19 protein-coding genes, 1 tRNA gene and 2 pseudogenes are annotated in these 21,796 nt (G+C 57.4%); 9 read left to right on the forward strand and 13 right to left on the reverse strand.

Annotated elements, in window-relative coordinates:
- Positions 1-5: 5 nt before the first annotated feature.
- On the reverse strand, positions 6-917 hold the full coding sequence (locus tag C3F38_RS02560) for a LysR family transcriptional regulator (protein WP_038875943.1): 912 nt from the start codon (positions 915-917) through the stop codon (positions 6-8).
- 121 nt (positions 918-1,038) lie between these two features.
- Here C3F38_RS02560 and C3F38_RS02565 point away from each other — a divergent pair, with 121 nt between their 5' ends.
- The gene (locus C3F38_RS02565; protein WP_055317500.1) at positions 1,039-1,665 is read left to right on the forward strand and encodes a LysE family translocator; all 627 of its coding nucleotides are present in this window, start codon (positions 1,039-1,041) and stop codon (positions 1,663-1,665) included.
- Positions 1,666-1,717: 52 nt separating this feature from the next.
- On the opposite strand, the gene C3F38_RS02570 is transcribed toward C3F38_RS02565, so the two are convergent.
- Entirely contained in the window at positions 1,718-2,965 is a 1,248-nt protein-coding gene (locus C3F38_RS02570; protein WP_038875940.1) for an MFS transporter, read from the reverse strand.
- A 217-nt stretch (positions 2,966-3,182) separates the two neighbouring features.
- Here C3F38_RS02570 and C3F38_RS02575 point away from each other — a divergent pair, with 217 nt between their 5' ends.
- On the forward strand, positions 3,183-4,175 hold the full coding sequence (locus C3F38_RS02575) for an acyltransferase (protein ID WP_038875938.1): 993 nt from the start codon (positions 3,183-3,185) through the stop codon (positions 4,173-4,175).
- Here the strand turns inward: C3F38_RS02575 and C3F38_RS02580 are convergent.
- The 4 genes from C3F38_RS02580 to C3F38_RS02595 all read right to left on the reverse strand — a co-directional run bounded on the left by C3F38_RS02580 (position 4,170) and on the right by C3F38_RS02595 (position 8,118).
- Positions 4,170-5,093, reverse strand: coding sequence for a GlxA family transcriptional regulator (locus C3F38_RS02580; RefSeq protein WP_055317501.1), 924 nt, complete (start codon positions 5,091-5,093; stop codon positions 4,170-4,172). The two genes, C3F38_RS02575 and C3F38_RS02580, sit on opposite strands and share 6 nt — an antisense overlap.
- Before the next feature lie 2 nt (positions 5,094-5,095).
- A complete protein-coding gene (locus C3F38_RS02585) occupies positions 5,096-5,647 on the reverse strand; it encodes a cysteine hydrolase family protein (protein WP_055317502.1) in 552 nt (183 codons plus the stop codon).
- A 100-nt stretch (positions 5,648-5,747) separates the two neighbouring features.
- Positions 5,748-7,136 (reverse strand): amidohydrolase family protein, encoded by a 1,389-nt coding sequence (locus tag C3F38_RS02590; protein WP_055317503.1) that lies wholly within the window; start codon positions 7,134-7,136, stop codon positions 5,748-5,750.
- Between the two features lie 127 nt (positions 7,137-7,263).
- Entirely contained in the window at positions 7,264-8,118 is an 855-nt protein-coding gene (locus C3F38_RS02595; RefSeq protein WP_055317504.1) for a LysR family transcriptional regulator, read from the reverse strand.
- A 126-nt stretch (positions 8,119-8,244) separates the two neighbouring features.
- On the opposite strand from C3F38_RS02595, the gene C3F38_RS02600 reads away from it, so the two are divergent.
- The 4 genes and pseudogenes from C3F38_RS02600 to C3F38_RS02615 form a co-directional block, all read left to right on the forward strand.
- Positions 8,245-9,444 carry a cyanate transporter gene (locus C3F38_RS02600; RefSeq protein WP_071890395.1) on the forward strand — a complete coding sequence of 400 codons (1,200 nt, stop codon included), beginning with the start codon at positions 8,245-8,247 and terminating at the stop codon, positions 9,442-9,444.
- 75 nt (positions 9,445-9,519) lie between these two features.
- Positions 9,520-10,863 (forward strand): esterase-like activity of phytase family protein, encoded by a 1,344-nt coding sequence (locus C3F38_RS02605; RefSeq protein ID WP_055317505.1) that lies wholly within the window; start codon positions 9,520-9,522, stop codon positions 10,861-10,863.
- A gap of 99 nt (positions 10,864-10,962) precedes the next feature.
- Positions 10,963-11,057, forward strand: a tRNA-Sec gene (locus C3F38_RS26090).
- Between the two features lie 162 nt (positions 11,058-11,219).
- Positions 11,220-12,182: pseudogene (locus C3F38_RS02615) on the forward strand (tyrosine-type recombinase/integrase); the annotation flags it as partial.
- A gap of 29 nt (positions 12,183-12,211) precedes the next feature.
- Here the strand turns inward: C3F38_RS02615 and C3F38_RS02620 are convergent.
- Positions 12,212-13,332 (reverse strand): IS3-like element ISSen4 family transposase gene (locus C3F38_RS02620; RefSeq protein ID WP_085950818.1). Its coding sequence is split into 2 segments (ribosomal slippage): positions 12,212-13,074 and positions 13,074-13,332, totalling 1,122 coding nucleotides; the frame shifts between segments, so codons are not numbered across the junction.
- Between the two features lie 72 nt (positions 13,333-13,404).
- Between C3F38_RS02620 and C3F38_RS02625 the strand changes: the two are divergent.
- Positions 13,405-13,644: pseudogene (locus tag C3F38_RS02625) on the forward strand (tyrosine-type recombinase/integrase); the annotation flags it as partial.
- A gap of 36 nt (positions 13,645-13,680) precedes the next feature.
- Here the strand turns inward: C3F38_RS02625 and C3F38_RS02630 are convergent.
- The 6 genes from C3F38_RS02630 to nirA form a co-directional block, all read right to left on the reverse strand.
- Positions 13,681-14,769 carry an ImmA/IrrE family metallo-endopeptidase gene (locus C3F38_RS02630; RefSeq protein ID WP_055317507.1) on the reverse strand — a complete coding sequence of 363 codons (1,089 nt, stop codon included), beginning with the start codon at positions 14,767-14,769 and terminating at the stop codon, positions 13,681-13,683.
- Positions 14,753-15,379 (reverse strand): hypothetical protein, encoded by a 627-nt coding sequence (locus tag C3F38_RS02635; RefSeq protein WP_055317508.1) that lies wholly within the window; start codon positions 15,377-15,379, stop codon positions 14,753-14,755. Before C3F38_RS02635 ends, C3F38_RS02630 begins: the two co-directional genes overlap by 17 nt.
- A 135-nt stretch (positions 15,380-15,514) precedes the next feature.
- Positions 15,515-15,955, reverse strand: coding sequence for a YgiW/YdeI family stress tolerance OB fold protein (locus tag C3F38_RS02640; RefSeq protein ID WP_139108051.1), 441 nt, complete (start codon positions 15,953-15,955; stop codon positions 15,515-15,517).
- A gap of 159 nt (positions 15,956-16,114) precedes the next feature.
- Positions 16,115-17,245, reverse strand: a complete 1,131-nt coding sequence (locus C3F38_RS02645; protein ID WP_055317730.1) for a nickel/cobalt efflux protein RcnA — start codon at positions 17,243-17,245, stop codon at positions 16,115-16,117.
- A gap of 12 nt (positions 17,246-17,257) precedes the next feature.
- Positions 17,258-17,527 carry a metal-sensing transcriptional repressor gene (locus C3F38_RS02650; RefSeq protein WP_055317731.1) on the reverse strand — a complete coding sequence of 90 codons (270 nt, stop codon included), beginning with the start codon at positions 17,525-17,527 and terminating at the stop codon, positions 17,258-17,260.
- A 105-nt stretch (positions 17,528-17,632) separates the two neighbouring features.
- Positions 17,633-18,931, reverse strand: a complete 1,299-nt coding sequence (gene nirA, locus C3F38_RS02655) for an MFS transporter (RefSeq protein ID WP_055317732.1) — start codon at positions 18,929-18,931, stop codon at positions 17,633-17,635.
- 274 nt (positions 18,932-19,205) lie between these two features.
- On the opposite strand from nirA, the gene C3F38_RS02660 reads away from it, so the two are divergent.
- Positions 19,206-20,159 (forward strand): chromate resistance protein ChrB domain-containing protein, encoded by a 954-nt coding sequence (locus C3F38_RS02660; RefSeq protein WP_055317733.1) that lies wholly within the window; start codon positions 19,206-19,208, stop codon positions 20,157-20,159.
- A 39-nt stretch (positions 20,160-20,198) separates the two neighbouring features.
- Entirely contained in the window at positions 20,199-21,632 is a 1,434-nt protein-coding gene (gene chrA / locus C3F38_RS02665; RefSeq protein WP_080479044.1) for a chromate efflux transporter, read from the forward strand.
- The last annotated feature ends 164 nt before the right edge of the window (positions 21,633-21,796 follow it).

Here is a 21,796-nt window from a genome sequence, read left to right on the forward strand (position 1 = left end):
TTCCCCTACCCGATAAATCTGACGGCGGCCCGGCTGACGTCGGGCGTTTGGGCGGCGAGAAACGCCTGTAAGCGTTCGATCAGCGGCCGTTTCGCCGACTCCGCCGGCCAAACCAGATAGTAGCCGTCGCCGGTGCGCACGGCGGCGTCACAAGGCAGCGCCAATAACCCCTCCTCAATGGTTCGCAGGCTCAGCGCCAGATCCCCGATCGAGATGCCGTGCCCGGCGATGGCCGCCGCATTGCCCTGTTCCAGCGAATCAAATACCTGGCCGCGTGCAAGATCGGGCGGGGCCGCGATGCCGCTTTTTTGCAGCCAGCGCCGCCAGTCGCGCCGATCGGGCGAAGGGTGGATCAGCGGGCAGGCGGCGAGATCGCGCTGCCCGTCGGCGAGCAGCGCGGGGGCGCAAATCGGGATTAGCCATTCGTCGAACAGCTTGGCGGCGGCGGTATTGGCGCCGAAATGGCCGTTGCCGAGCAGGATGGCGCAGTCGTAGGGTTCGCTGAAAAAATCCACGCTGTCGATGTCCATCCAGACGCTGGCTGCCTGCACGTCGAACGCCTGCGCCGTTTGCCTGAACCGGCTCAGGCAGTCCAGCAGCCAGCGCAGGGTCAGGGTGGAGGGCGCCTTCAGCCGCAGCAGATCGCGGTGGCTTCTGAACAGCTCGCAGGCTTGCTCGATGCGGCCAAATCCTTGTTGCAGCTCGGCGGCGAAGATTTTCCCCTGCGGTGTGACCTCGATACGCGGGCCGTTGCGCTGGAACAGCCGGCAGCCGAAGTGCTGCTCCAGCGTTTTGATGTGCTTGCTGACCGCGCTCGGGGTGAGATGCAGCTCCTCGGCGGCCAGCGTGAACGAGCCGGTACGGGCGGCGCTTTCGAAGGCGCGCAGGGCGTAAAGCGGCGGAAGGGAACTGGCCATCGCGGCGTCTCTAATAATGAGTCTGATTCACAGTAAACGACAGGATTACTCCTTTTTCAAGGCGGGGGCGACGGCATGATAATGGCGCGACGCCAACTGACTGAATGTGAGTGAAATAAAGATGAACCTGTCGTTACTGGCGGCGTATTTCGCCGCCATTTTTTTGCTGATCGCCACGCCGGGGCCGGTGGTGGCGATGGTGGCCAACACCGCAGCGCGCTTTGGCGCCCGGCGTGCGCTGTTGACCGCGCTGGGCAGCAACGGGGCCTCCTTGTTGCTGATCGGCATCGCCGCGCTGATTATCACCGGGCTGTTCGCCGTGGATATGCGCATGCTGCAGTGGGTAGGCCTGCTGGGTTGCCTGTTTATCGGCCGTATGGCGATTGTCTCGCTGTATGAGGATTTATCCGCGCGAACCCCCGATGCGCAGCCCGTTGCGCCACCGCAAAAACGCTCGGCGATCCTGAGCGGTTTTCTGGTGGGCATCGCTAACCCCAAAGACATTGTCTTCTTCGTCGCCTTTTTCCCGCAGTTCATCGCCGTCACCCCCTCGATCGGCGCCAGCCTGACGCTGCTGACCGCGCTGTGGGTGCTGGCGGACTTCGCCATCTTGCTGGCCTATATCACCCTGCTGTCGGGAACGGCGCTGCAGCACGCGCGGCGGGCGATCTCTGTCCTGTCGGCGTTGCTGCTGTTGGTAGTGGCGGTGGTGGGAGCGGGGTATGCGCTGTGGGGGCTGCTCGGCTGAAGCCGCATAAAAAACGCCGGTCGGGAAACCGGACCGGCGTTTATCGTGGCGTTTAAGCCGCGCCGGTCGGCTGCGGCGTGGGGTCGCCGTTGCGGCGTTTGCCGAGGAACAGCGCCACCAGCGTCAGCCAGCACAGGCCGCTGATGAGGTTGAACAGGTTGAACAGCCCGCTGCCGCCCCAGACGTAGGCGACCTTGGCCAGTTCGATGCCGACGGTGAACACCATCATGCTCAGCATGCCCATGGTGGCTGACACCGTGCCCTTGCTGACGTTGCTGGAGAACAGCGTCAGGCGGTACAGCCCGGCGTTGGCGAGGCCAATGCCGAAGGCGTACAGGCTCAGGCCGGCGGTCATCCACAGGTAGGCGTGGCTGGAGAACTGGGTTGCCAGCGCGGCGATCAGCAACCCCAGCAGCATCGGGCCTGCGCCCAGCTTGATCAGGCGCTCCACGCTGTTTTTGCCGGTCAGGCGCGCCAGCGTCAGGTTGCCGAGGATCAGCGCGCCGAACACCGGGATTTGCAGCAGGCCGTAGTCCAGCGTCGACAGCGACTCTCCGCTGATCAGGATCACCGGCGACTGGGCGATCCAGGCCAGCAGCGGCAGGCTGGCGAAACCGATCGCCAGCGCGCCGCACAGGAAGCGGCGGTTGCCCAGCACCTGGCGGTAGTCGCGCCACAGGTTGGCGGCGGAGAACGCCTCGCCCTGCAGCGTGGCGGTTTCCGGCATCGCTTTCCACAGGCCGTAGAAGGCGATGGCCGCCAGCGCGGCGAACAGCACGAACATGCTCTGCCACGGCGCGACGTGGATCAGCGCCGCGCCGGCCAGCGGCCCGAGCAGCGGGGCGATCAGCGCCACGTTGGCCATCAGTGCGGTGATCTTGATGCACACCGATTCTTCAAACGACTCCTGAATGGTGGCGTAGCCGACGGCGCCGATAAAGCACAGGCCGATGCCCTGCAGGAAACGCATGGCGATGAACTGTTCGATGGTGGTGACCAGCAGGATCGCCAGGCAGGCGACGATAAAGAACGCTACCCCGGCCAGCATCACCGGGCGACGGCCGCGGCGATCCGACAGCGGCCCGAGCAGCCACTGCAGGAAGATGCCGCCGGCCAGATAGGCGGTCATCGAGGTGGGCACCCACTCTTCGCCGGCGTTGAAATCCGCCACGACGGCCAGCATGCCCGGCTGAATCATATCGTTGCCGATATAGGTGGCGAACTCGAACAGCACCAGACAAAGAGGGAATAAAAGCGCCTGTCGGCCCAAACGTGCCGCAGGTGGTAATGTCGTTTTCATATTATTGTACTGATAGTAAAAGAGAAAAAGGAACTGCCAGGGCGGGAAGCGCAAACTGAGCGAGTTGTGGCGGCTATTTTGCCGCCAATTGTTCACCTTCGCAATAATAAGGTGCTGTTTAAGTGCATTCTGATATTTCGCTTTTGGGTTGTCGCCGAACGCCGTGCCCGATAACCTCTTCTTAACCTATCAATATGACACAAGATCGGGCGAGCGTTTGAGCGAGAAAATCGGCTGGATAGACAACCTGCGGGCGATGGCGTGCATGATGGTGGTGATGATCCACGCCACCACCTATTACGTCACCAACGGCGCGGCGATAGGGCTGCACAATTGGGATATCGCCAACGTGCTGAACTCGCTGTCGCGCGTGTCGGTGCCGCTGTTTTTCATGATTTCCGGCTACCTGTTTTTCGGCGACAAGAGCGCCGGCCGGCGGCATTTCACCCGTATCGCCTGCTGCATTCTGTTCTACAGCGCCATCGCGCTGATCTATATCGCGGCCTTTACCAAGATCGGCTTCTGGCCGTCGCTGCGCGCCATCCTGCAAAAGCCGGTGTTCTATCATCTGTGGTTTTTCTATGCCATTGCGGTGATTTACCTGCTGTCGCCGCTGATCAGCGTCAAGCCGGTGTCGCGCCGTTACCTGGCCGCTGCGCTGGTGGTGTTGGCGGCGATCGCCAACCCGAATACCGACAAGCTGGCCTTCGGCAACGTGCACCTGCTGCCGGTTAACCTGTATATCTACGGCGACACCTTCTACTACCTGCTGTATGCGCTGGCCGGGCGGGCGATTGGCATGATGGAGGCGCGCGGGCGCGCCGTGGGCTGGCTGGCGGCGCTGGGATTTGCGCTGTGCGTGGCGCTGATCGCGCGCGGCACCAAGCACCAGCTGTTCATCAACGGCAACTTCGCCGATACCTACTACATCTACAGCGGCCCGCTGGTGTTTATGGCGGCGGTGGCGCTGCTGGTGTGGGTGAAACACTGTTTGCCGCAGCCGATCGGCTGGTTGAGCGCGTTCTCCCGCCACTCGCTGGCGATCTACGGTTTTCACGCCCTGATCGTCAACGTGATGCGTAGCCGGCACCTGGATTTCACCGGCCACCCGCTGCTGGATATCTTCTGGGTATTCGGCGTGGCGCTGGGGCTCAGCCTGCTGCTGTCTGTCGGCCTGCAGCGGCTGGATACCCGCCGGCTGGTGTCATAGCGGCGAGCGCTGGCGCTGCTGGGCGCGGCGCAGCTGTCGCCCGGAAGAAAAGCCGGCCGCCAGCGCGGCCTTCTCCAACCCATATCCTTGCTGCAGGCGCTGTTGCGCCACCGCCAACCGCAGCTGCTCATGATATTCCCGCACGCTGATGCCGACGTGGCTGCGAAACAGCCGCGCCAGGTGGCGGCTGCTGACGTGCGCTTTTTCCGCCACCTGCGGCACCGACCAGTCGGCCTCCGGCTCGGCGGCCATCACGTCCTGCGCGCGGTGCACCGCCGGGTGCAGGTGGTTGCGGTAGCGCAGCCAGGGCGACAGCTGCGGATCGTCCCCGGCGCGGCGGAAATAGACCACCATATCGCGGGCGACGTCGCGCGCCCGGCCGGAGCCGCAGTGGCGATGGACCAGGTGCAGCGCCAAATCGATGCCGGTGGTGATGCCCGCGCTGGTGTAGACGCCGCGATCTTCGACGAAGATACGGTTCTCTTTCACCTGCGCCGCCGGCGCCTGCCGGCGGATACGCTCGATAACGTCGTGGTGGGTGGTGCACTGATAGCCGTCGAGCAGCCCGGCCTGCGCCGCCAGCAGCGCGCCGGAGCAGATGCACACCAGGGTGATGCGCTGCTGCTGCAGATCGGGCCGCAGCGTCGCCAGCCAGCGACGTGCCTGCTCGGCCTCTTCCCCGGCGAAATAGCGCTGCGAATCGCCGACGCCCGGCAGCACCAGGATGGCGCCGTCTTCCAGGCGTTCGGGCAACGGCTGCAGGCCGCTCAGCGTCATGCCGATGGAGCAGACGATCTGTGGCACCGGGCTGAGATAACGCAGGCTGAACTGCCCCGCGAGGCGCAGGGTTTCCGCCGGGCCGCTGACGTCCAGCGACAGCACATTGGGCAACAGCAGAAAATAGACGGCCTGCGACATGGTTACTCCTGTGCGAGTTGCGCCAGCGTCTCATCCACGCTGGCGATGCGGGCGAAACGATCGGCCAGTACGGTTTCAGTATGCCGCTTCAGCTGCGCGGGGGTAAAGACTTCACCGTCGGGATGGCGCATCGGGAAGGTCAGCGTCGCCTCGGTGACGAAAGTCACCCGATAACCGAGATCGGACGCCACCCGGGTGGTGGTTTCGCAGCACTGCTCGGTACGGATGCCGGAGACGATCAGGTGGTTGATATCCCGCTCGCGCAGCCAGGCGTCGAGGCCGGATTCGGTCAGCGCATTGTGCACATGCTTATGCACGGTGATATCCGCCTGGTGGGTGAGGAACGGCAGGCGCTGCACGTGGCCTGATGCCAGCGAGAACGGCCCCTGCGGCGAAACGTGCAGCACATCGACCAGCGCCGCGCCGCGTTGTTGGCAGCCCGCGATCAGGCGGGTCAGCGCCTGCTGAAACGCCGGCAGATCGTCCTCCTGCCAGAATGGACGGTGCTGGAATGATTGCTGGACATCGATGATCAATAACGCGCTCTGTGACATTTTCGGCCCTCCGCCAGTGTGTGTAGCGACTATCTTGCGCCGCGCCTTACTCTGGCAGAAGGCCAAAAACGGCCATCATGATGACAACAGCGGACCGACCTTAGGCTTTGCTCACCTGGCCGGCCACCAGACGCCCCTGATGGAAGGTGGCGCTGCGCGCCGGCAGGCGGGCGACCGCCTCGGCGGAACAGCTGGCGTTGACCAGCACGAACTCGGCGGCGTCGCCGGCTTTCGGCCAGGCGCGCTGGCCCTTATCGTCCAGCGGCAGCACGCCGCCGGTGGAGATGGCCATGGCGCGCGACAGGTGATACTCGTCGGAGCCGCGGTACAGCTGGGCATACAGGTTAGCCTTCTCCAGAATGTCGCCGGTGCCGAACGGCGACCAGTGGTCGATCACGCTGTCGGTGCCGGTCATCACGAACACCCCTTTCTCGCTGAGCTGCGGCAGCGGCATCATCAGGCCGCCGATCGGCACCGTGGAGGCGATGATGATCTGCTGCGCCGCCAGCCGGGTGGCGGTTTCCGCCAGTTCGCCCGGCGTCAGCGTGGTCAGGGCGAAAGCGTGGCTGATGGTGACCTTGCCGCGCAGCGCCGGGTTTTGCTCCACGGTGGCGATCATGTAGTTGATGGCGGCGACCCCGGCCGGGCTGGTTTCATGCAGGTGGATATCCACGCCTTTGCCGGTATCGAGGGCGATCTGGAACATGGCGTCCAGCGATTTCTCCATCGCGCCGTCGACGTTGGTCGGATCGAGCCCGCCGACGTACTGCACGCCCATCTGCATCGCTTCGCGCATCAGCGCATCGACCCTGGAGTGCAGCAGGCCGTGCTGCGGGAAGGCGACGATTTCACAGCTGAAATCCGCCCGGTGGTTTTCCAGCGCGCGCTGCAGGTGCTCCAGGCTTTTCAGGCCGCTGACCGGATCGATATTGCAGTGGCTGCGCGCCACGGTGCTGCCTTTGGACTGCAGCAGGGCGATCAGGTTTTCCGCCCGCTGCTGCGAGGTGGGCAGCAGTTTCGGGATCAGCGTCTGCTCCAGCGCGATCATGTCCATGATGGTCTTGCCCTGGCGCGGGCGCGGCGCCTGCCATGGGCCGCTGTAGAAGGTTTTGTCCAGGTGGATGTGCATGTCGCGGAACGCCGGCAGCAGCAGCTGGCCCTGCGCCTGATAGCGGGGCACGCCGGCGGGCAGGGAGGCGTTGGCGGCGTGAATGGCGGCGATCTTGCCGTCTTTGATCTCCAGTGTGTACAGCGCGGTGCGGGTGCCGATCACCGTTTCGCCGTCGTATTCAAAGCCGTCTTCCAGCCGCACCTCACTCAGGCAGTAGTGGCGATCGGTCAGGGTCATCGGTGCCGGTGCGCACTGCCCGTCGCCCGGTGACGCGGCCTGCGCCATGCCGCCCGTCAGGCCGATCACCGCGCAGGCGGTGGTGAGTTTGCCGGTTTGGCTGAGGAAGGCTCTGCGGCCCGGTTGTTGAGGGTTTTCCACGTTCGGTTCCTTAATCCAGAGGTGAGGGGTGAAACATCCCCCAATTTAGGAGAGGAACCGACCGGTTGGCAGCGACATTTGCCACTGGTGACTATTCGATTTGGTAATGATCGGCGTCTGCCTGCGTTTATTTCAACCCGCAAAACACCGCCAGCCGCTGGGCCAGCGCCAGCGTGGCGGCGGGGGCGCCGTCGCGGTAGTAGAGCGCCAGTTCGAAGCTGTCTATCGGCGGTAATCCTTCGGCCTCGCCCAGCACCCGGTGCGTGGGCAGACGGCAGCCGGCCGGCAGCAGGGTGACGCCCAGCCCGGCGGCGGAAGCGGCGGTCAGCGCCGCCAGGTTGGCGCTGCTGTAGCCGATGCGCCAGCGTTTGCCGAGGTTGTCCAGCGCCTGGCACAGCTCGTCGCGGTACAGGCCGCTGAGCGGAAATACCGCCAGCGGCACCGGCGATTGCTCGATGGCCGGGAAGGCCAGGCTGTCCAGCCATAGCAGCGGTTCCGGCCGCGCGGCGCGCGGCGGTTGCCGGCGGCGCTGCTTCACCAGGATCAGATCCAGCTCTTCGCGCGCGTAGGCGCTGTGCAGATCGGCGCTCAGGCCGCTGGCGACGTCCAGCCGCAGGTGCGGGTGTTCGCGGCTGAAGTCGGCCAGCAGCTCGGTGGTGGGTACGGCGAAATCCTCCGGCATGCCGATCCGCAGCACGCCGTCGCGCCAGATGCCGGTCAGCGCGTCGTGGGCTTCTTCATTCAGCGCGATGATGCGGCGTGCGTAGCTCAACAGCTTCACGCCTTCTTCGGTCAGCAGCACCTGATGCGAGGAGCGCTCAAACAGCGGCTTGCCCAGCATCTCTTCCAGCCGGCGCACCTGCTGGCTAACGGTGGACTGCGACAAAAACACCCGCTCTGCGGCGCGGGTGAAGCTGTTGCTGTCGCATACGGCGACGAAGCTGAGCAGCAGCTGCGGATTGAACATCGGGTAGCGATTCATTTTCCCACTGTTGGCTATTTTATTATTTAATTTCCCAATACTAGCGGCGTTGCCTACAGTAACGCAACGCTGCGGCGATCGCGCTGTGACACCGCACTCTTCATTTTGCAGTACCAGGAATATACCTTGTTAAATCATTCTGTTAATTCATCCTCTTCGCGCCGCTGGTTCAATCCCCTGCTGCTGGCGCTGGTGTTGATCGGCCTGAACATGCGGCCGCTGTTGACCTCGATCGGTCCATTGCTGCCGACGCTGCGCCAGGCCACCGGGCTGAGCTTTGGCGGCGCGGCGCTGCTGACCACGCTGCCGGTGCTGATGATGGGCCTGATGGCGTTGGCGGGTGGCGCCATCAACCGGCTGTTCAGCGAACGCAGCGCCGTGGCGTTAAGTTTATTGGCGATCGGGCTGGGCGCGCTTTGGCGCGAACTGGCCCCCGGCAGCGTGCAGCTGCTGATGAGCGCGGTGCTGGGCGGGCTCGGCATCGGGGTGATCCAGGCGGTCATGCCCGGCATCATCAAGCATCATTTCCTCAAAAGCATGGCGCTGGTGGCCGGGCTGTGGTCGGCGGCGCTGATGGGCGGCGGCGGGCTGGGCGCGGCGATCACCCCGTGGTTGATGAGCGCGGGGCACGACTGGCACAGCGCGCTGGCCTGGTGGGCATTGCCGGCGCTGGTGGCGCTGCTGGCCTGGTGGCCGGTCAGCCGCGGGTTGTCTCGCCTGAGCGCGGCGGGTGAAAACCGCGGGCCAAGCCTGCTGCGCAACCGGCGCGCCTGGCTGCTCGGCGCCTATTTCGGCCTGATCAACGGCGGCTATACCAGCCTGATTGCGTGGCTGCCGCCGTATTACATGCAGCTCGGCTGGCAGCCGCAGGCCAGCGGTTCGCTGCTGGCGCTGATGACCTTCGGCCAGGTCATGGGCGCGCTGCTGTTGCCGGCGCTGGCGCGCAATCATGACCGGCGGCCGCTGCTGCTGCTGGCGCTGATGATGCAACTGATCGGCTTTATCGGCCTGATTTACCTGCCGCAGACGCTGCCGTGGCTGTGGGTGCTGCTCTCCGGACTGGGGCTGGGCGGCGCATTCCCGTTGTGCCTGGTGCTGGCGCTCGATCACCTGCACCAGCCGGCGGCGGCCGGGCGACTGGTGGCCTTTATGCAGGGCGTCGGCTTCCTGCTGGCGGGCGTGACGCCCTACCTCTCCGGCCTGCTGCGCGACTACAGCGGCGGCTTCGTGCTGGACTGGCAGATCCACGCGCTGCTGGTGGTGGTGCTGATCGTTATCACCTGGCGCTTCCATCCGCACAGCTACCGGCGGGCGTTCGCCGAATAATATTTCTGTCATTGCCGCTCCCTATAGTGACGTTGCTTTTATTTCTGGGCGATAACAACGAAAAGGGACAATGACATGCACAACACCAAAACCCGGCTGGCGCTGCTGGTCGGCTGCATGGCGCTGAGCGCCAACCTGTGGGCCGACGCGCAGCGGGTGCAAGCGACGCTGGCCGGGCATGCGCTGCTGCCGGTGAAATCCGCCGTTTCCACACCGAAGGACGCGCCGAGCGATCTGCAGCAGAGCGGCAAGTACACCAGCGGCAAACGCGTCACCGAGCTGGGCAGCGTGGCGGGCAAATCCGCCGATCGCCTGACCGGCCTCGGCCTGCCGATCGACGGCCAGCCATTGCAAGGCCACTCCGGCATCAAACACATGCCCGACGGCACCTACTGGGTGCTGACCGACAACGGTTTCGGCAGCAAGGCCAACTCGCCGGACGCCATGCTGTACCTCAACCACTACAAGATCGATTTCAAAGACGGCACGGTTGCGCCGCTGAAGACGGTGTTCCTGCACGATCCGGATAAAAAGGTGCCGTTCCACATTATCAACGAGAGCACCGAGAAGCGTTATCTGACCGGCAGCGATTTCGATCCTGAAAGCTTCCAGTTTGCCGACGATGCCTTGTGGATCGGTGAAGAGTTTGGGCCTTACCTGATCAAGGCCGACCTGAACGGCAAGGTGCTGGCGGTGTTCGACACCCAGGTGGACGGCAAGGTGGTGAAATCGCCGGACAACCCGACGCTGACCCTGCCGGGCGCGCCGGACGGCAAGCAGAACTTCCAGGTGGCGCGCTCCAAAGGCTTTGAAGGCATGGCCGCCTCGCCGGACGGCAGCAAGCTGTACCCGCTGCTGGAAGGGGCGCTGTGGGACGGCGAGCAGTTCGAGAACGTCGGCGGTAAACGCTACCTGCGGGTACTGGAGTTTGACGTGAAACAGCAGGCCTGGACCGGCCGCAGCTGGCAGTACGTGCTGGAAGACAACCAGAACGCCATCGGCGACTTCAACATGATCGACGCCACCCACGGGCTGGTGATCGAGCGCGACAACGGCGAAGGCACGCCGGATAAAGCCTGCGCCGCCGGCGCGCCGACCGACAACTGCTTCAGCCAGGTGGCCAAGTTTAAGCGGGTATATAAAATCGCTTTCTCGGACGCCAACGTCGGCAAACCGGTCGAGAAACTGGGCTATATCGACCTGATGAACATTCAGGATCCGAACAAGCTGGCGCGCAAGCCGCTGAACGACGGCGTGCTGACCTTCCCGTTCTTCACCATCGAGAACGTGGACGTGGTGGACGCTAACCACATCATCGTCGGCAACGACAACAACTTCCCGTTCTCCTCCAGCCGCCAGCCCAATATGGCGGATGACAACGAGTTCATCCTGCTGGACGTGAAGGATTTCCTGAAGTAGTTCTCCTTGGCCGCCGAATCGCCGGCGGCCGCACGATTTCCCGCTTAGCGCAGCGAACAAACTGCGCTATAATCAGCGCCTTGCTTCTCCCTTCTCCAAGGAAGATCCTCGTCCCCGGTGGGGCGGCCGGACTTCAAATCCGGTTGGGGCCGCCAGCGGTCCTGGGCAGGTTCGACTCCTGTGATCTTCCGCCAATTTGCCTCTCCTGAACTCCACTGTCTCAAGTAAATCCCCTATAATACCCGCAATTAATGCTGATTATGTTCTCCCGAGGTCAACTGTCTCTATCAGAATCAAGTGCATTCTGGGGGCATAATGGGGGGCATGATTTATAGCCCCATTTTGAGATGCCCCCAATGAAGCTAACAGTCCGACAAATCGACACAGCCAAGCCCAAAGAGAAGCCGTACAAGCTATCTGATGGGGGAGGCCTCTATCTTGAAGTAACCACCAACGGCTCTCGCTACTGGCGTTTAAAGTATCGCTATGCGGGCAAAGAAAAGCGCCTTGCCTTCGGCGTTTATCCTGAGGTTTCTCTCGCTCAAGCACGTGAAAAGCGTGAAGCGGCGAAGAAGCTACTATCTGCTGGAAGTGATCCAGGGGAGGTAAAGAAAGCTGAGAAAATCGCTCAGAAACTTAACTATGAAAATACCTTCGAAGCTATTGCCCGTGAATGGCACCAGCTGAGAGCGGATCGTTGGTCATTACGTTATCGCGATGAAATTATTGATACCTTTGAAAAGGATATTTTCCCCTACATCGGTAAGCGTCCCATAGCTGAAATTAAGCCCATGGAATTGCTTGAAACCCTTCGTCGTATGGAAAAGCGTGGTGCATTAGAAAAGATGCGCAAAGTCAGACAGCGCTGCGGTGAAGTATTCCGCCATGCAATCGTGACCGGGCGCGCTGAATACAATCCAGCACCCGATCTCGCTACAGCCCTTGCAACACCAAAGAAAACACATTTTCCTTTCCTGACTGCCGAAGAACTCCCTCACTTTCTTAAGGATCTTGCCGGGTACACTGGCAGCGTTATTACTAAGACTGCGACTCAAATCATTATGCTAACTGGGGTGCGAACTCAGGAATTACGTTTTGCCCGTTGGGAGGATATCAATTTTGAAAAGCGGCTCTGGGAAATCCCTGCTGAAGTGATGAAGATGAAACGGCCTCACATCGTTCCGATGTCGGATCAGGTTGTTGAACTCTTTGAGTCCCTGAAGCCTTTGACGGGGCTATATCCGCTTGTATTCGTCGGACGCAATGATCGTACGAAGCCGATCTCAAAGGAAAGCGTTAATCAGGTGATTGAGTTGTTGTGACCTGCCCCCACGATTAGATACAACACTCAGTTAGTAACGTCGGAATCTTCATTCTCAGAATGACCCTTTCTCCAGCCCGCTGCAAATTCAGACGGTGTCTGATAATTCAGCGTGGAGTGCGGGCGGCATTCGTTATAATCCTGCCGCCAGTCATTAATAATTTTCCTGGCATGAACGATATCGCTGAACCAGTGCTCATTCAAACATTCATCGCGAAATCGTCCGTTAAAGCTCTCAATAAATCCGTTCTGCGTTGGCTTGCCCGGCTGGATTAAGCGCAACTCAACACCATGCTCAAAGGCCCATTGATCCAGTGCACGGCAAGTGAACTCCGGCCCCTGGTCAGTTCTTATCGTCGCCGGATAGCCTCGAAACAGTGCAATGCTGTCCAGAATACGCGTGACCTGAACGCCTGAAATCCCAAAGGCAACAGTGACCGTCAGGCATTCCTTTGTGAAATCATCGACGCAGGTAAGACACTTGATCCTGCGACCGGTGGAAAGTGCGTCCATGACGAAATCCATCGACCAGGTCAGATTGGGCGCCGCCGGACGGAGCAGCGGCAGACGTTCTGTTGCCAGCCCTTTACGACGTCTTCTGCGTTTTACGCCCAGGCCACTGAGGTGATAAAGCCGGTACACGCGCTTATGATTAACATGAAGCCCTTCACGGCGCAGCAACTGCCAAATACGACGGTAGCCAAAACGCCTGCGCTCCAGTGCCAGCTCAGTGATGCGCCCTGATAAATGCGCATCAGCAGCCGGACGGTGAGCCTCATAGCGGCAGGTCGACAGGGATAAACCTGTAAGCCTGCAGGCACGACGTTGCGACAGACCGGTCGCATCACACATCAACATCACGGCTTCCCGCTTCTGGTCTGTCGTCAGTACTTTCGCCCAAGAGCCACCTGAAGCGCCTCTTTATCCAGCATGGCTTCGGCAAGCAGCTTCTTGAGTCTGGTGTTCTCTTCCTCAAGCGACTTCAGGCGCTTAACTTCAGGCACCTCCATACCGCCATACTTCTTACGCCAGGTGTAAAACGTGGCATCGGAAATGGCATGCTTGCGGCAGAGTTCACGGGCGGGTACCCCAGCTTCGGCTTCGCGGAGAATACTGATGATCTGTTCGTCGGAAAAACGCTTCTTCATGGGGATGTCCTCATGTGGCTTATGAAGACATTACTAACATCGGGGTGTACTAATCAACGGGGAGCAGGTCAGTTGGGATACAAAGGAAGGCTGACAGGGCATGGTTTCCGCCACACGATGAGTACCATCTTGCATGAAGAAGGCTTTAACTCAGCGTGGATTGAAACACAGCTTGCGCATGTGGATAAGAACGCGATACGTGGGACATATAACCATGCGCAGTATTTGGAGGGGCGGAGAGAGATGATGCAGTGGTATGGTGATTACATTTTCAACACCCGTAACAAGGCTGATGTTGATTTAGCTAGCTGAATCAACAGCCTGAGAATAAATCCTCAGGCTTTTTTTTTAATTTACGAGACGTAAATGTAAGCCTTCAATGTTGAACCCATAAAGCTGTTTAACCTCAGAAGGATGAAGGCCAAAGACAGCAGATAACTCATTGTTATCGTAACCTAATTCGTCTTTTGCATGATCAATAATGGCTGTCAGTAGAGTAGGTTTTTCATCATTGATTGCTAATTTTACAGGTTCATCAATTTTGTATCTTTTTAATGACATTTGACGCCATATCCATTCGCTTTGGCCAGCAGTAATAGCGTTAAGGTGCTTGGCACGGAAGAAAAGGGCTGCCATAGATACACGCCAGAATGGTTTTAAAGCTGCAGCTTTCTCAATGTTGATATCTTTGAGATGCCCTAAAATTTCACCAGCGGGCATTAGTAGCTCTGCTGCAAAAGTATTAGCTTCATCTTCCATATTTGGGCTTGGTGCATTATGCATAACCAAGTGCCCAAGCTCATGAGCCAGAGTGAACCGGTAGCGATCCATCGGTTGATTTTTGTTAATGAATATCAAACGTGGAAGACCGGCAAGGCTGTAGCTCAAACCAGACAACCCCGTATCCTCCATGTCACAGTCCACTATGATAATTCCAGCTCTTTCAAGTACTTCAACCAGATTTCTTATAGGTCCTCGAGGTATATGCCAAGCCGTTCTGACATTACGTGCGACCTGTTCTATATTTCCTTCATATTCCTCAGGGTCATAGTAAGGAACAGAATATTCTGGTTCAAAATCAACAAATTGAAGAAGCTTTCTTATGTGAGCAATTCTTACATTCACTTCTGAAACAAGTTTATCCAGCACTTTCATACCAACAGATGCTTTCTTGCGATACATCGGGCTGGCACTTATGGGCCCACCATAGACCCTCTCAGACATTGTGAAAAAAGCAATCGGACAAGATAATGCCTCAGCAATAATGCTGATTTGTTCCTCAGTAACTGGCTTCAAATTTTGTTCAATTTTTGAAAGCATACCTTGAGATATAGATGTGCGCTGAGCCAATTCTTTTTGGCTCAAGCCCAACATTTTTCGACGCAACTCAATCAACTCAGGGCGTATGGCTGCTGTTGGCTTAGTCTCCACGACCATTTTCTACCTTCGGCTCTTGCTTTCTTGCCCGCTTAGAACGAACGACCGTTTTAGCAACAGGTACTGTTGTTTCGGGCTGATTAACATCAACATCCAGCTCGGATTCGAAATCCGTAATGCTGTATACATTCTCGGCTGTAAGGTCTAAAGCCCAAGCCACATACTTTCCATTTCTTTGTGTAAGGACGATTTTATCAACTCCAACACCGTCGTCACTAAGAATATAGATTAACTCAAGCCGTATCAGCCCGCCAAAAAGCTCAACATCAGGGTTGTGAAAGTCCAGTGCTCGCTGAGTAGGGTAGTTAGATGAACGCATGCTTTTGTTACCCTTCTTAACACGCACAAAGTATCGATCACCAATTAGAAATCCTTCCTGATGTGGAACTTTGACGTACTTGATGCCATCAAGCTTTGAATCTTCAATCTCTGTTTTTAGATAAAAAAGTACATCATTTCTCAAAACAGATGCTCGTGCGCGCTTATCTACTAAGCGACGAGCTACATCGTTAGCTAACCAGGATTCCCATGCGTTGTTTATAACTGAGGTGAAAGTGCGAAAGTATGGGTTGCACGCGATGTGAGCTTCTTCTTTTTCAATAAGCGCCATAAAAATTCCATGAATTATTTGTTGTGAAATGCTCTTTTAAGAGTACATCTCAACCACAAAAACAACAACAAAATATTCATAAAAAAATTCCATAATCTCTATGCCACTGAATTTAATTAAAATTATTATCTATCATCATGGTTTGCTAATTCTCTCTACTGAGATTGTTGCTGTACTGCTCAGATGGACAACTTGCCCACTCACTCGCACAAGATCTTGAGCATCGAAGTGCTGCCCGTTCCAGACTTTCTGCGGAATGCGAACTTTGATGGTGCCGGTTGGATCGCGGAAGGTGTACCACTCATCCTGCTGCTGGCTGATGACGTTGCCTTCCAGCGTTACCCACGCCCCTTCGTGCATTGACGAAACGGCCTGAATACGGCTTTGACCATTCTCCTGCTGAACTTTATGACCGGCGTACATGCGCTCAGTGGCAACGGGCTCTTTCTCTGCGGAGAAGCCCCCTTGCGCTGCCAGAGCAGGAATGGCGATGAATGAAGTGAGCAACATGCCGGTAATGTTGACGAACTGATGACGAATCTGACTGAAGTATTGTTTTTGCATAGCAGGTTCCATTTATGATTTTACATCCTCCCAGGGGGGATACTTCGATGATAAATGAGCGCCTGTGAAAGCTCAATTGCTATCCCCGGTAGGGGGATGAAAATGTGACGGGCTTCAGAGATAAAAAACCCACCGGTGGGTGGGTTCAGAGATGAGTCTTGTAAGGCGAAATCAGCGGGTCACGCCGATCCAGCCGTGATAACCCATGTAGATGCCAACCAGGGCAATCAGTACGCTTGAGAAGTACGGGGCCCGACGTGCCAGCGTATCCAGGCCGTTCCAGCGTTTTGTTGCCTGACGAACGCTGAACGCCGCAGCTGCGCCTACTGAAACCAGCGTAATTGCTAAACCGATGCTGAAACACAGTACCAGCGCGGCACCGAGCGTAAATTCTTTTACCTGAATGCAGAGCAGCAGGACGGTAATAGCTGCCGGGCAAGGAATGAGTCCGCCGGTCAGGCCGAACAGAATAATTTGCCCGGTTGTCACGCTGCGATTAGCAAAACGTTTTTTGATGTCGTTCGCATGCGCTTTCTCGTGAGCGTCCTGATACTCGCGGGAATTAACATCCAGTCCCTCCAGCGCGGAGTGATCGTGGCCGTGTTCATGCTCGCGGAACTCCACATCATAATCGTGTACATGGCCGCGATGGCCCAAAGAGAGACGAACATCGAAGCTGTGCGGCTCCGGGATCGCCAGGGCCGATTCCATAAATCCGTCTTTTTCGACGAAATCAAAGACCTGTGAAAAGGTCCCTGTTCCCCGGTTGGTGACCAGAGAGATATCGCGGGCTTCCCATTTCCTGCCGCTGAGCGAGCGTAAGCGCCAGTGAGGCGGCTGGCCTTCCTCGAAAATAGAGAGTTCAACGCTGCCATGGCCCGTATCGATAATGCGGGTTTCGTCATGATCGTGATGACCGTGGCCGTGTTCCTCTTCCTGCTCCATCTTCCACAGCTTTTCGCCACGCCAGGTGCGCCAGAACATCCATGCTGCCGTGGCAAGAATGATGATGGCGGAAATCAGCTGGAACCAGGGTTCGGCAGACTCAGCGGTGAATTTCTTGCTGACATACATCCCACCCATGGCAATTAACCAGACAACAGATGTATGAGAAAGTGTCGCCGCAAGGCCCAATAGCACAGCTTGTTTTACCGTACCCCGGATAGCCACAATAAAGGCAGCCATCATTGTTTTGGAATGCCCAGGCTCCAGTCCGTGAAGCGCACCCAGCAGAATAGCGCTAGGGATAAACAGCCAGGCATTCGCCACACCTTGCTGTAAAAGAGCAGAAAAATCAGTCATGTTTCGCTTGCCTTAAAGATACTTGGTTATCTCTTTAAATTCGCTAAGCGTACTTTCAGACCCGTGGTGGTCGGCATGAAGGGCATCCTCCAGGCAGTGATCCAGATGGTCATGAATTAAGGTACGCTTCGCATTCGTTATCGCCTTTTCCACAGCGTGCAGCTGCTGGGCGATATCCAGACACGCTTTTTCATCTTCGAGCATCTGGATGGTGCTTTTCAGGTGCCCTGCGGCACGCTTAAGTCTTTTAATAATGTCAGGGTGTGATGCGTGAACGGTCATGATTTATCCTCTCCAGGTGGAGGGGATAAGATAATGTGTATCAACGCCATGGTCACACTTTTTATCGGCTTATCCTCTCCTGCCTGATTGTCTGTTTTGCGGGAATTACTTCTCTTTCTTTGGCCATGACGGGTGTTCATCATCAATGACGAAATCATGCTCATGGGTCGATTCGTTGTGTGTTTCTGGATCGGTGTGGCTGTGAATCTGGGCATAAACTTCATGCTCAGGACGCCAAATCAGTACGGCGGTAACCAGCGACAGCGCGGCCACAATGGTCAGAGCGATGAATGAAGCCTGTGTTCCCCATGTTGCACCTACCCACCCTGCCAGCGGATACGTCACCAGCCAGCATGAATGCGACAGCGCGAACTGGGCAGCAAACAGTGCCGGTCTGTCTTCAGCCGTGGACGAGCGGCGCAGCAGGCGACCACTCGGTGTCTGAGAAAGCGAATAGCCCACGCCCAGCAGCGCCCAGAGCACAACCAGCGTGATGTAATCCTTGAGGAAAATGCCCAGCCCCAGGCCAACGACTAAAAGCACGGTACCGACAAGCATCGGCATGCGGTCACTCATTTTGTCGAGGAGTCTGGGGAGAATCAGCGCTGATACCATGGATCCGACACCGAAGAAGGCCAGCGCAATGGCGGTGGAGCGCTGCGAAAGACCAAAGTCCGCCTGAACCAGAACCACGGTGTTGACGATAACCATCGCACTCGCTGCGGCCACGGCCATGTTGAGAGCCAGCAGGCCACGCAGTCTTGGTGTTTTCAGGAAGATGCGCATGCCTCGCGTGGTTTTGTCATAGATGCTGCGGTTGACCGTCAGCGCTTTCATCTTCGGCAACGTCACAGAAACAACTAGAGCCGCTGAGGCGAGGAAGCCGACCGCCGTACCGGCAAACAAATTGTGGAAACTCATGACCGTCAGCAGCGCCGCCGCCAGCATCGGGCTGATTACGCTTTCCAGATCATAGGCCAGGCGTGACAGAGACAGCGCCCGGGTATATTCGCGTTCGTCAGGAAGAATATCCGGGATTGTCGCCTGGAAGGTTGGCGTGAAGGCCGCCGAGGCAGACTGAAGAATGAAGATCAGGATGTAGATTTCCCAGATCTGAGTGACAAACGGCAGCGCCATAGCCACGAGGGCGCGAACCAGATCCAGCGTTACCAGCATGGTGCGACGCGGGAATTTATCGGCAAAGGCCGCCGCTACCGGCGCAACCAGAATGTAGGCGCTCATCTTGATAGCCAGCGCGGTACCCAGAACCGCCCCGGCCCTGTCTCCGGCGAGATCGTAGGCTAACAGCCCCAGCGCAACGGTCGCCAGACCAGTGCCGATAAGGGCGATAACCTGTGCCATAAACAGGTGGCGGTAGGTACGATTAGAAAGAATATTGAGCATCAGGCAATCTCTTGGCTTAAATTCATATCCCCCTGGGGGGGATAGTGAAAGCATAGAGGGAGCTGAAAAAAATGACAAGCTTTATCCTGGTGGAGGGGATTAAAAGAGACCTTCGTCAGCCATTAACCTTAGATTAAAAGCTCATAAAGACTTCATCTGCGAGCCCGCTCTATAATTATTCACTGTAAATATGTAGCGTATTCTTCATTATGTTATATATTCAACATAAATCCTCAAGCGTGAGGAAACATTAAACAGAGAGTAGTAAGTGAAAATGAAATACCTCCTTCTCATCCTGTCACTTCCGACAGAAAACTCCGCCGCCCGGATGCGGATCTGGCGCGCACTTAAAGCGTCCGGAGCGGCAGTATTACGGGATGGTGTCTATCTGATGCCTAAAACAGAATCATGCAGGATGACTCTGGATGCTCAGGCAAAGGATGTCTGTGATGCTGGAGGGATGGCTTTGGTTCTTGATACTGAAGAGCCTGAAGGTTCCTGTTTCGCCAATCTTTTCGATCGTGGTGAAGATTTTGCGGTACTGCTTGTAGAGATCTCACGTGCACAGGGAGCCCTGACCGGGGGGAATGTCCAGGAAACTCTCAGACTGGTTCGCAAACTGCGAAAATCGTTTACCGGTCTTGCTGACATCGACTTCTTTCCGGGAGAGGCGCAGCGCCAGGCGGACAATTCACTCCAGGAACTGGAGCTGGCCTGCTCCCGGATATTATCACCTGATGAGCCACATATGGTGATCGGTACCATCCCGGAGTTACGCATAAGTGATTATCAACAGCGAGTTTGGGCAACGCGACGGCGTCCCTGGGTGGACAGACTGGCCTGTGCGTGGTTAATCCGGCGCTTTATTGATCCCCGGGCAACATTTATCTGGTTGGACAATCCGGCGGAATGTCCGGCCGGAGCTATCGGGTTTGACTTCGATGGGGCCACATTCAGTCATGTGGATAACAGGGTAACTTTTGAAGTGCTGCTGGCTGGTTTTTCTCTGGAACAGGAGGGGCTTTCACGTACCGGGATACTCGTGCATTACCTTGATGTCGGCGGTGCCCAGCCCCCGGAAGCTGCCGGGGTGGAAAGTATTCTGGCGGGATTACGTGAAACCTTCACCGACGATGAGCAACTGCTGAAGGCGGCCTGTCCCATTTTTGACAGCCTTCTGCTGACCTACAGCAAAAGCGCCTCCAGCGACGATAGGCCGGGTCATTAAGCCTCCGGTGTGGATCCATCAACACAGGTCATCATAGCCATGAACATCAATAACAGCAGTTCTTCAGACCCGGTATTTCCCTCTCAGCAAACACCGGCATATGAACGGCACGGAGTGTCTTTTCGCGAAGCGTTGCTGGTATGGCTGCGAGTTGCCGCTCTGAGTTTTGGCGGACCGGCAGGCCAGATCGCCGTGATGCACAGGATCCTGGTGGAAGAAAAAAACTGGATCAGTGAAACCCGTTTCCTGCACGCCCTCAACTATTGCACCCTTGTTCCTGGCCCGGAAGCACACAAGCTGGCCGTTTATATCGGCTGGTTACTGCATCGCACCCGGGGAGGGCTTGCTGCCGGGATATTATTTATTCTGCCTGGTCTGCTGGCTCTGGGGACACTGAGCTGGATTTATGCCAGCTATGGTCAGATTGGCATTGTTCAGGCACTTTTTTTCGGCCTCAAGGCTGCGGTACTTGCTGTAGTGCTGGAGGCCGTTATGCGAGTCGGTCGACGGGCACTGAAAAGCCAGGCTATGGTCGGTGTCGCTGTATTGTCATTCATCGCGATATTTGTGTTTGCTATTCCTTTTCCGTTCATTATTGCGGCAGCTGCGCTGATCGGATTTATCGGGAGTAAAACCGGGTTCAGTGCTTTTCAGCCCCGTTCAGGCCCTGGCGAGTCCGATGCAGTGGATGATTCAGGGGCAGCGATTGATGTCGCTTTTGCTCAGGAAATTCCCGAACACGTACGACCTTCACACAGGAGAGCCATTAAAGTGACGCTCCTTGGCTTACTGATATGGCTGGCGCCTCTGATGGGATTTGTCGTGACGATGGGCGTTGATAACGTTTATACCCATATTGCTATATTTTTCAGTAAGATGTCCGTACTCACGTTCGGCGGGGCTTACGCGATACTGTCTTATGTGGCGCAACAGGCTGTTGAACATTTTCACTGGCTTACCCCGGGGGAAATGTTAATCGGACTGGGGATGGCTGAGACCACTCCGGGCCCGCTGATTAGCGTTGTGCAGTTTGTAGGGTTTATGGCGGCATTCCGCGATCCAGGAGTAATCAGCCCGGTAGTGGCCGGGACGCTGGGCGGCATTTTAGCCAAATGGGTGACCTTTACTCCTTCGTTTCTGTTTATTTTTATCGGTGCACCCTATATTGAGGCATTGCGTAATAACAAGGCTCTCAACGCCGTGCTGTCCACCATCACTGCTGCTGTCGTGGGGGTGATACTCAACCTTTCCGTCTGGTTTGCCCTGCATACGTTGTTCACGCAGGTCAGCGTCGTTCGCACCTTTGGCATGGTCCTGCAGGTACCGGTACTGTCCAGCCTGGATCCCTGGTCACTTGCGCTGTCGTGTGTTGCCATGCTGGCGCTGTTCCGTCTGAAGCTGGGAATGATGACGACACTGGCCGGGTGTTGCGCCGCCGGGATCGTGCTGCATTTACTCGGGACAGGGCCCTGAGTGCTATTTAGTCTGTTAACGATAAGGCAAGAGAAAAAACCTGTCAGGTCTTGCCTGTTAACGAAAACCATTCATGCCGGATACGCTGACTCTCGGCGCTCACTGGGCGTGTACATGACGTAAAAAAGCTTCAGGTATCCCAGCGTTATACCTGAAGCAGCATA

Source organism: Serratia sp. SSNIH1 (assembly GCF_002935055.1).
Classification (GTDB): domain Bacteria; phylum Pseudomonadota; class Gammaproteobacteria; order Enterobacterales; family Enterobacteriaceae; genus Serratia; species Serratia nevei.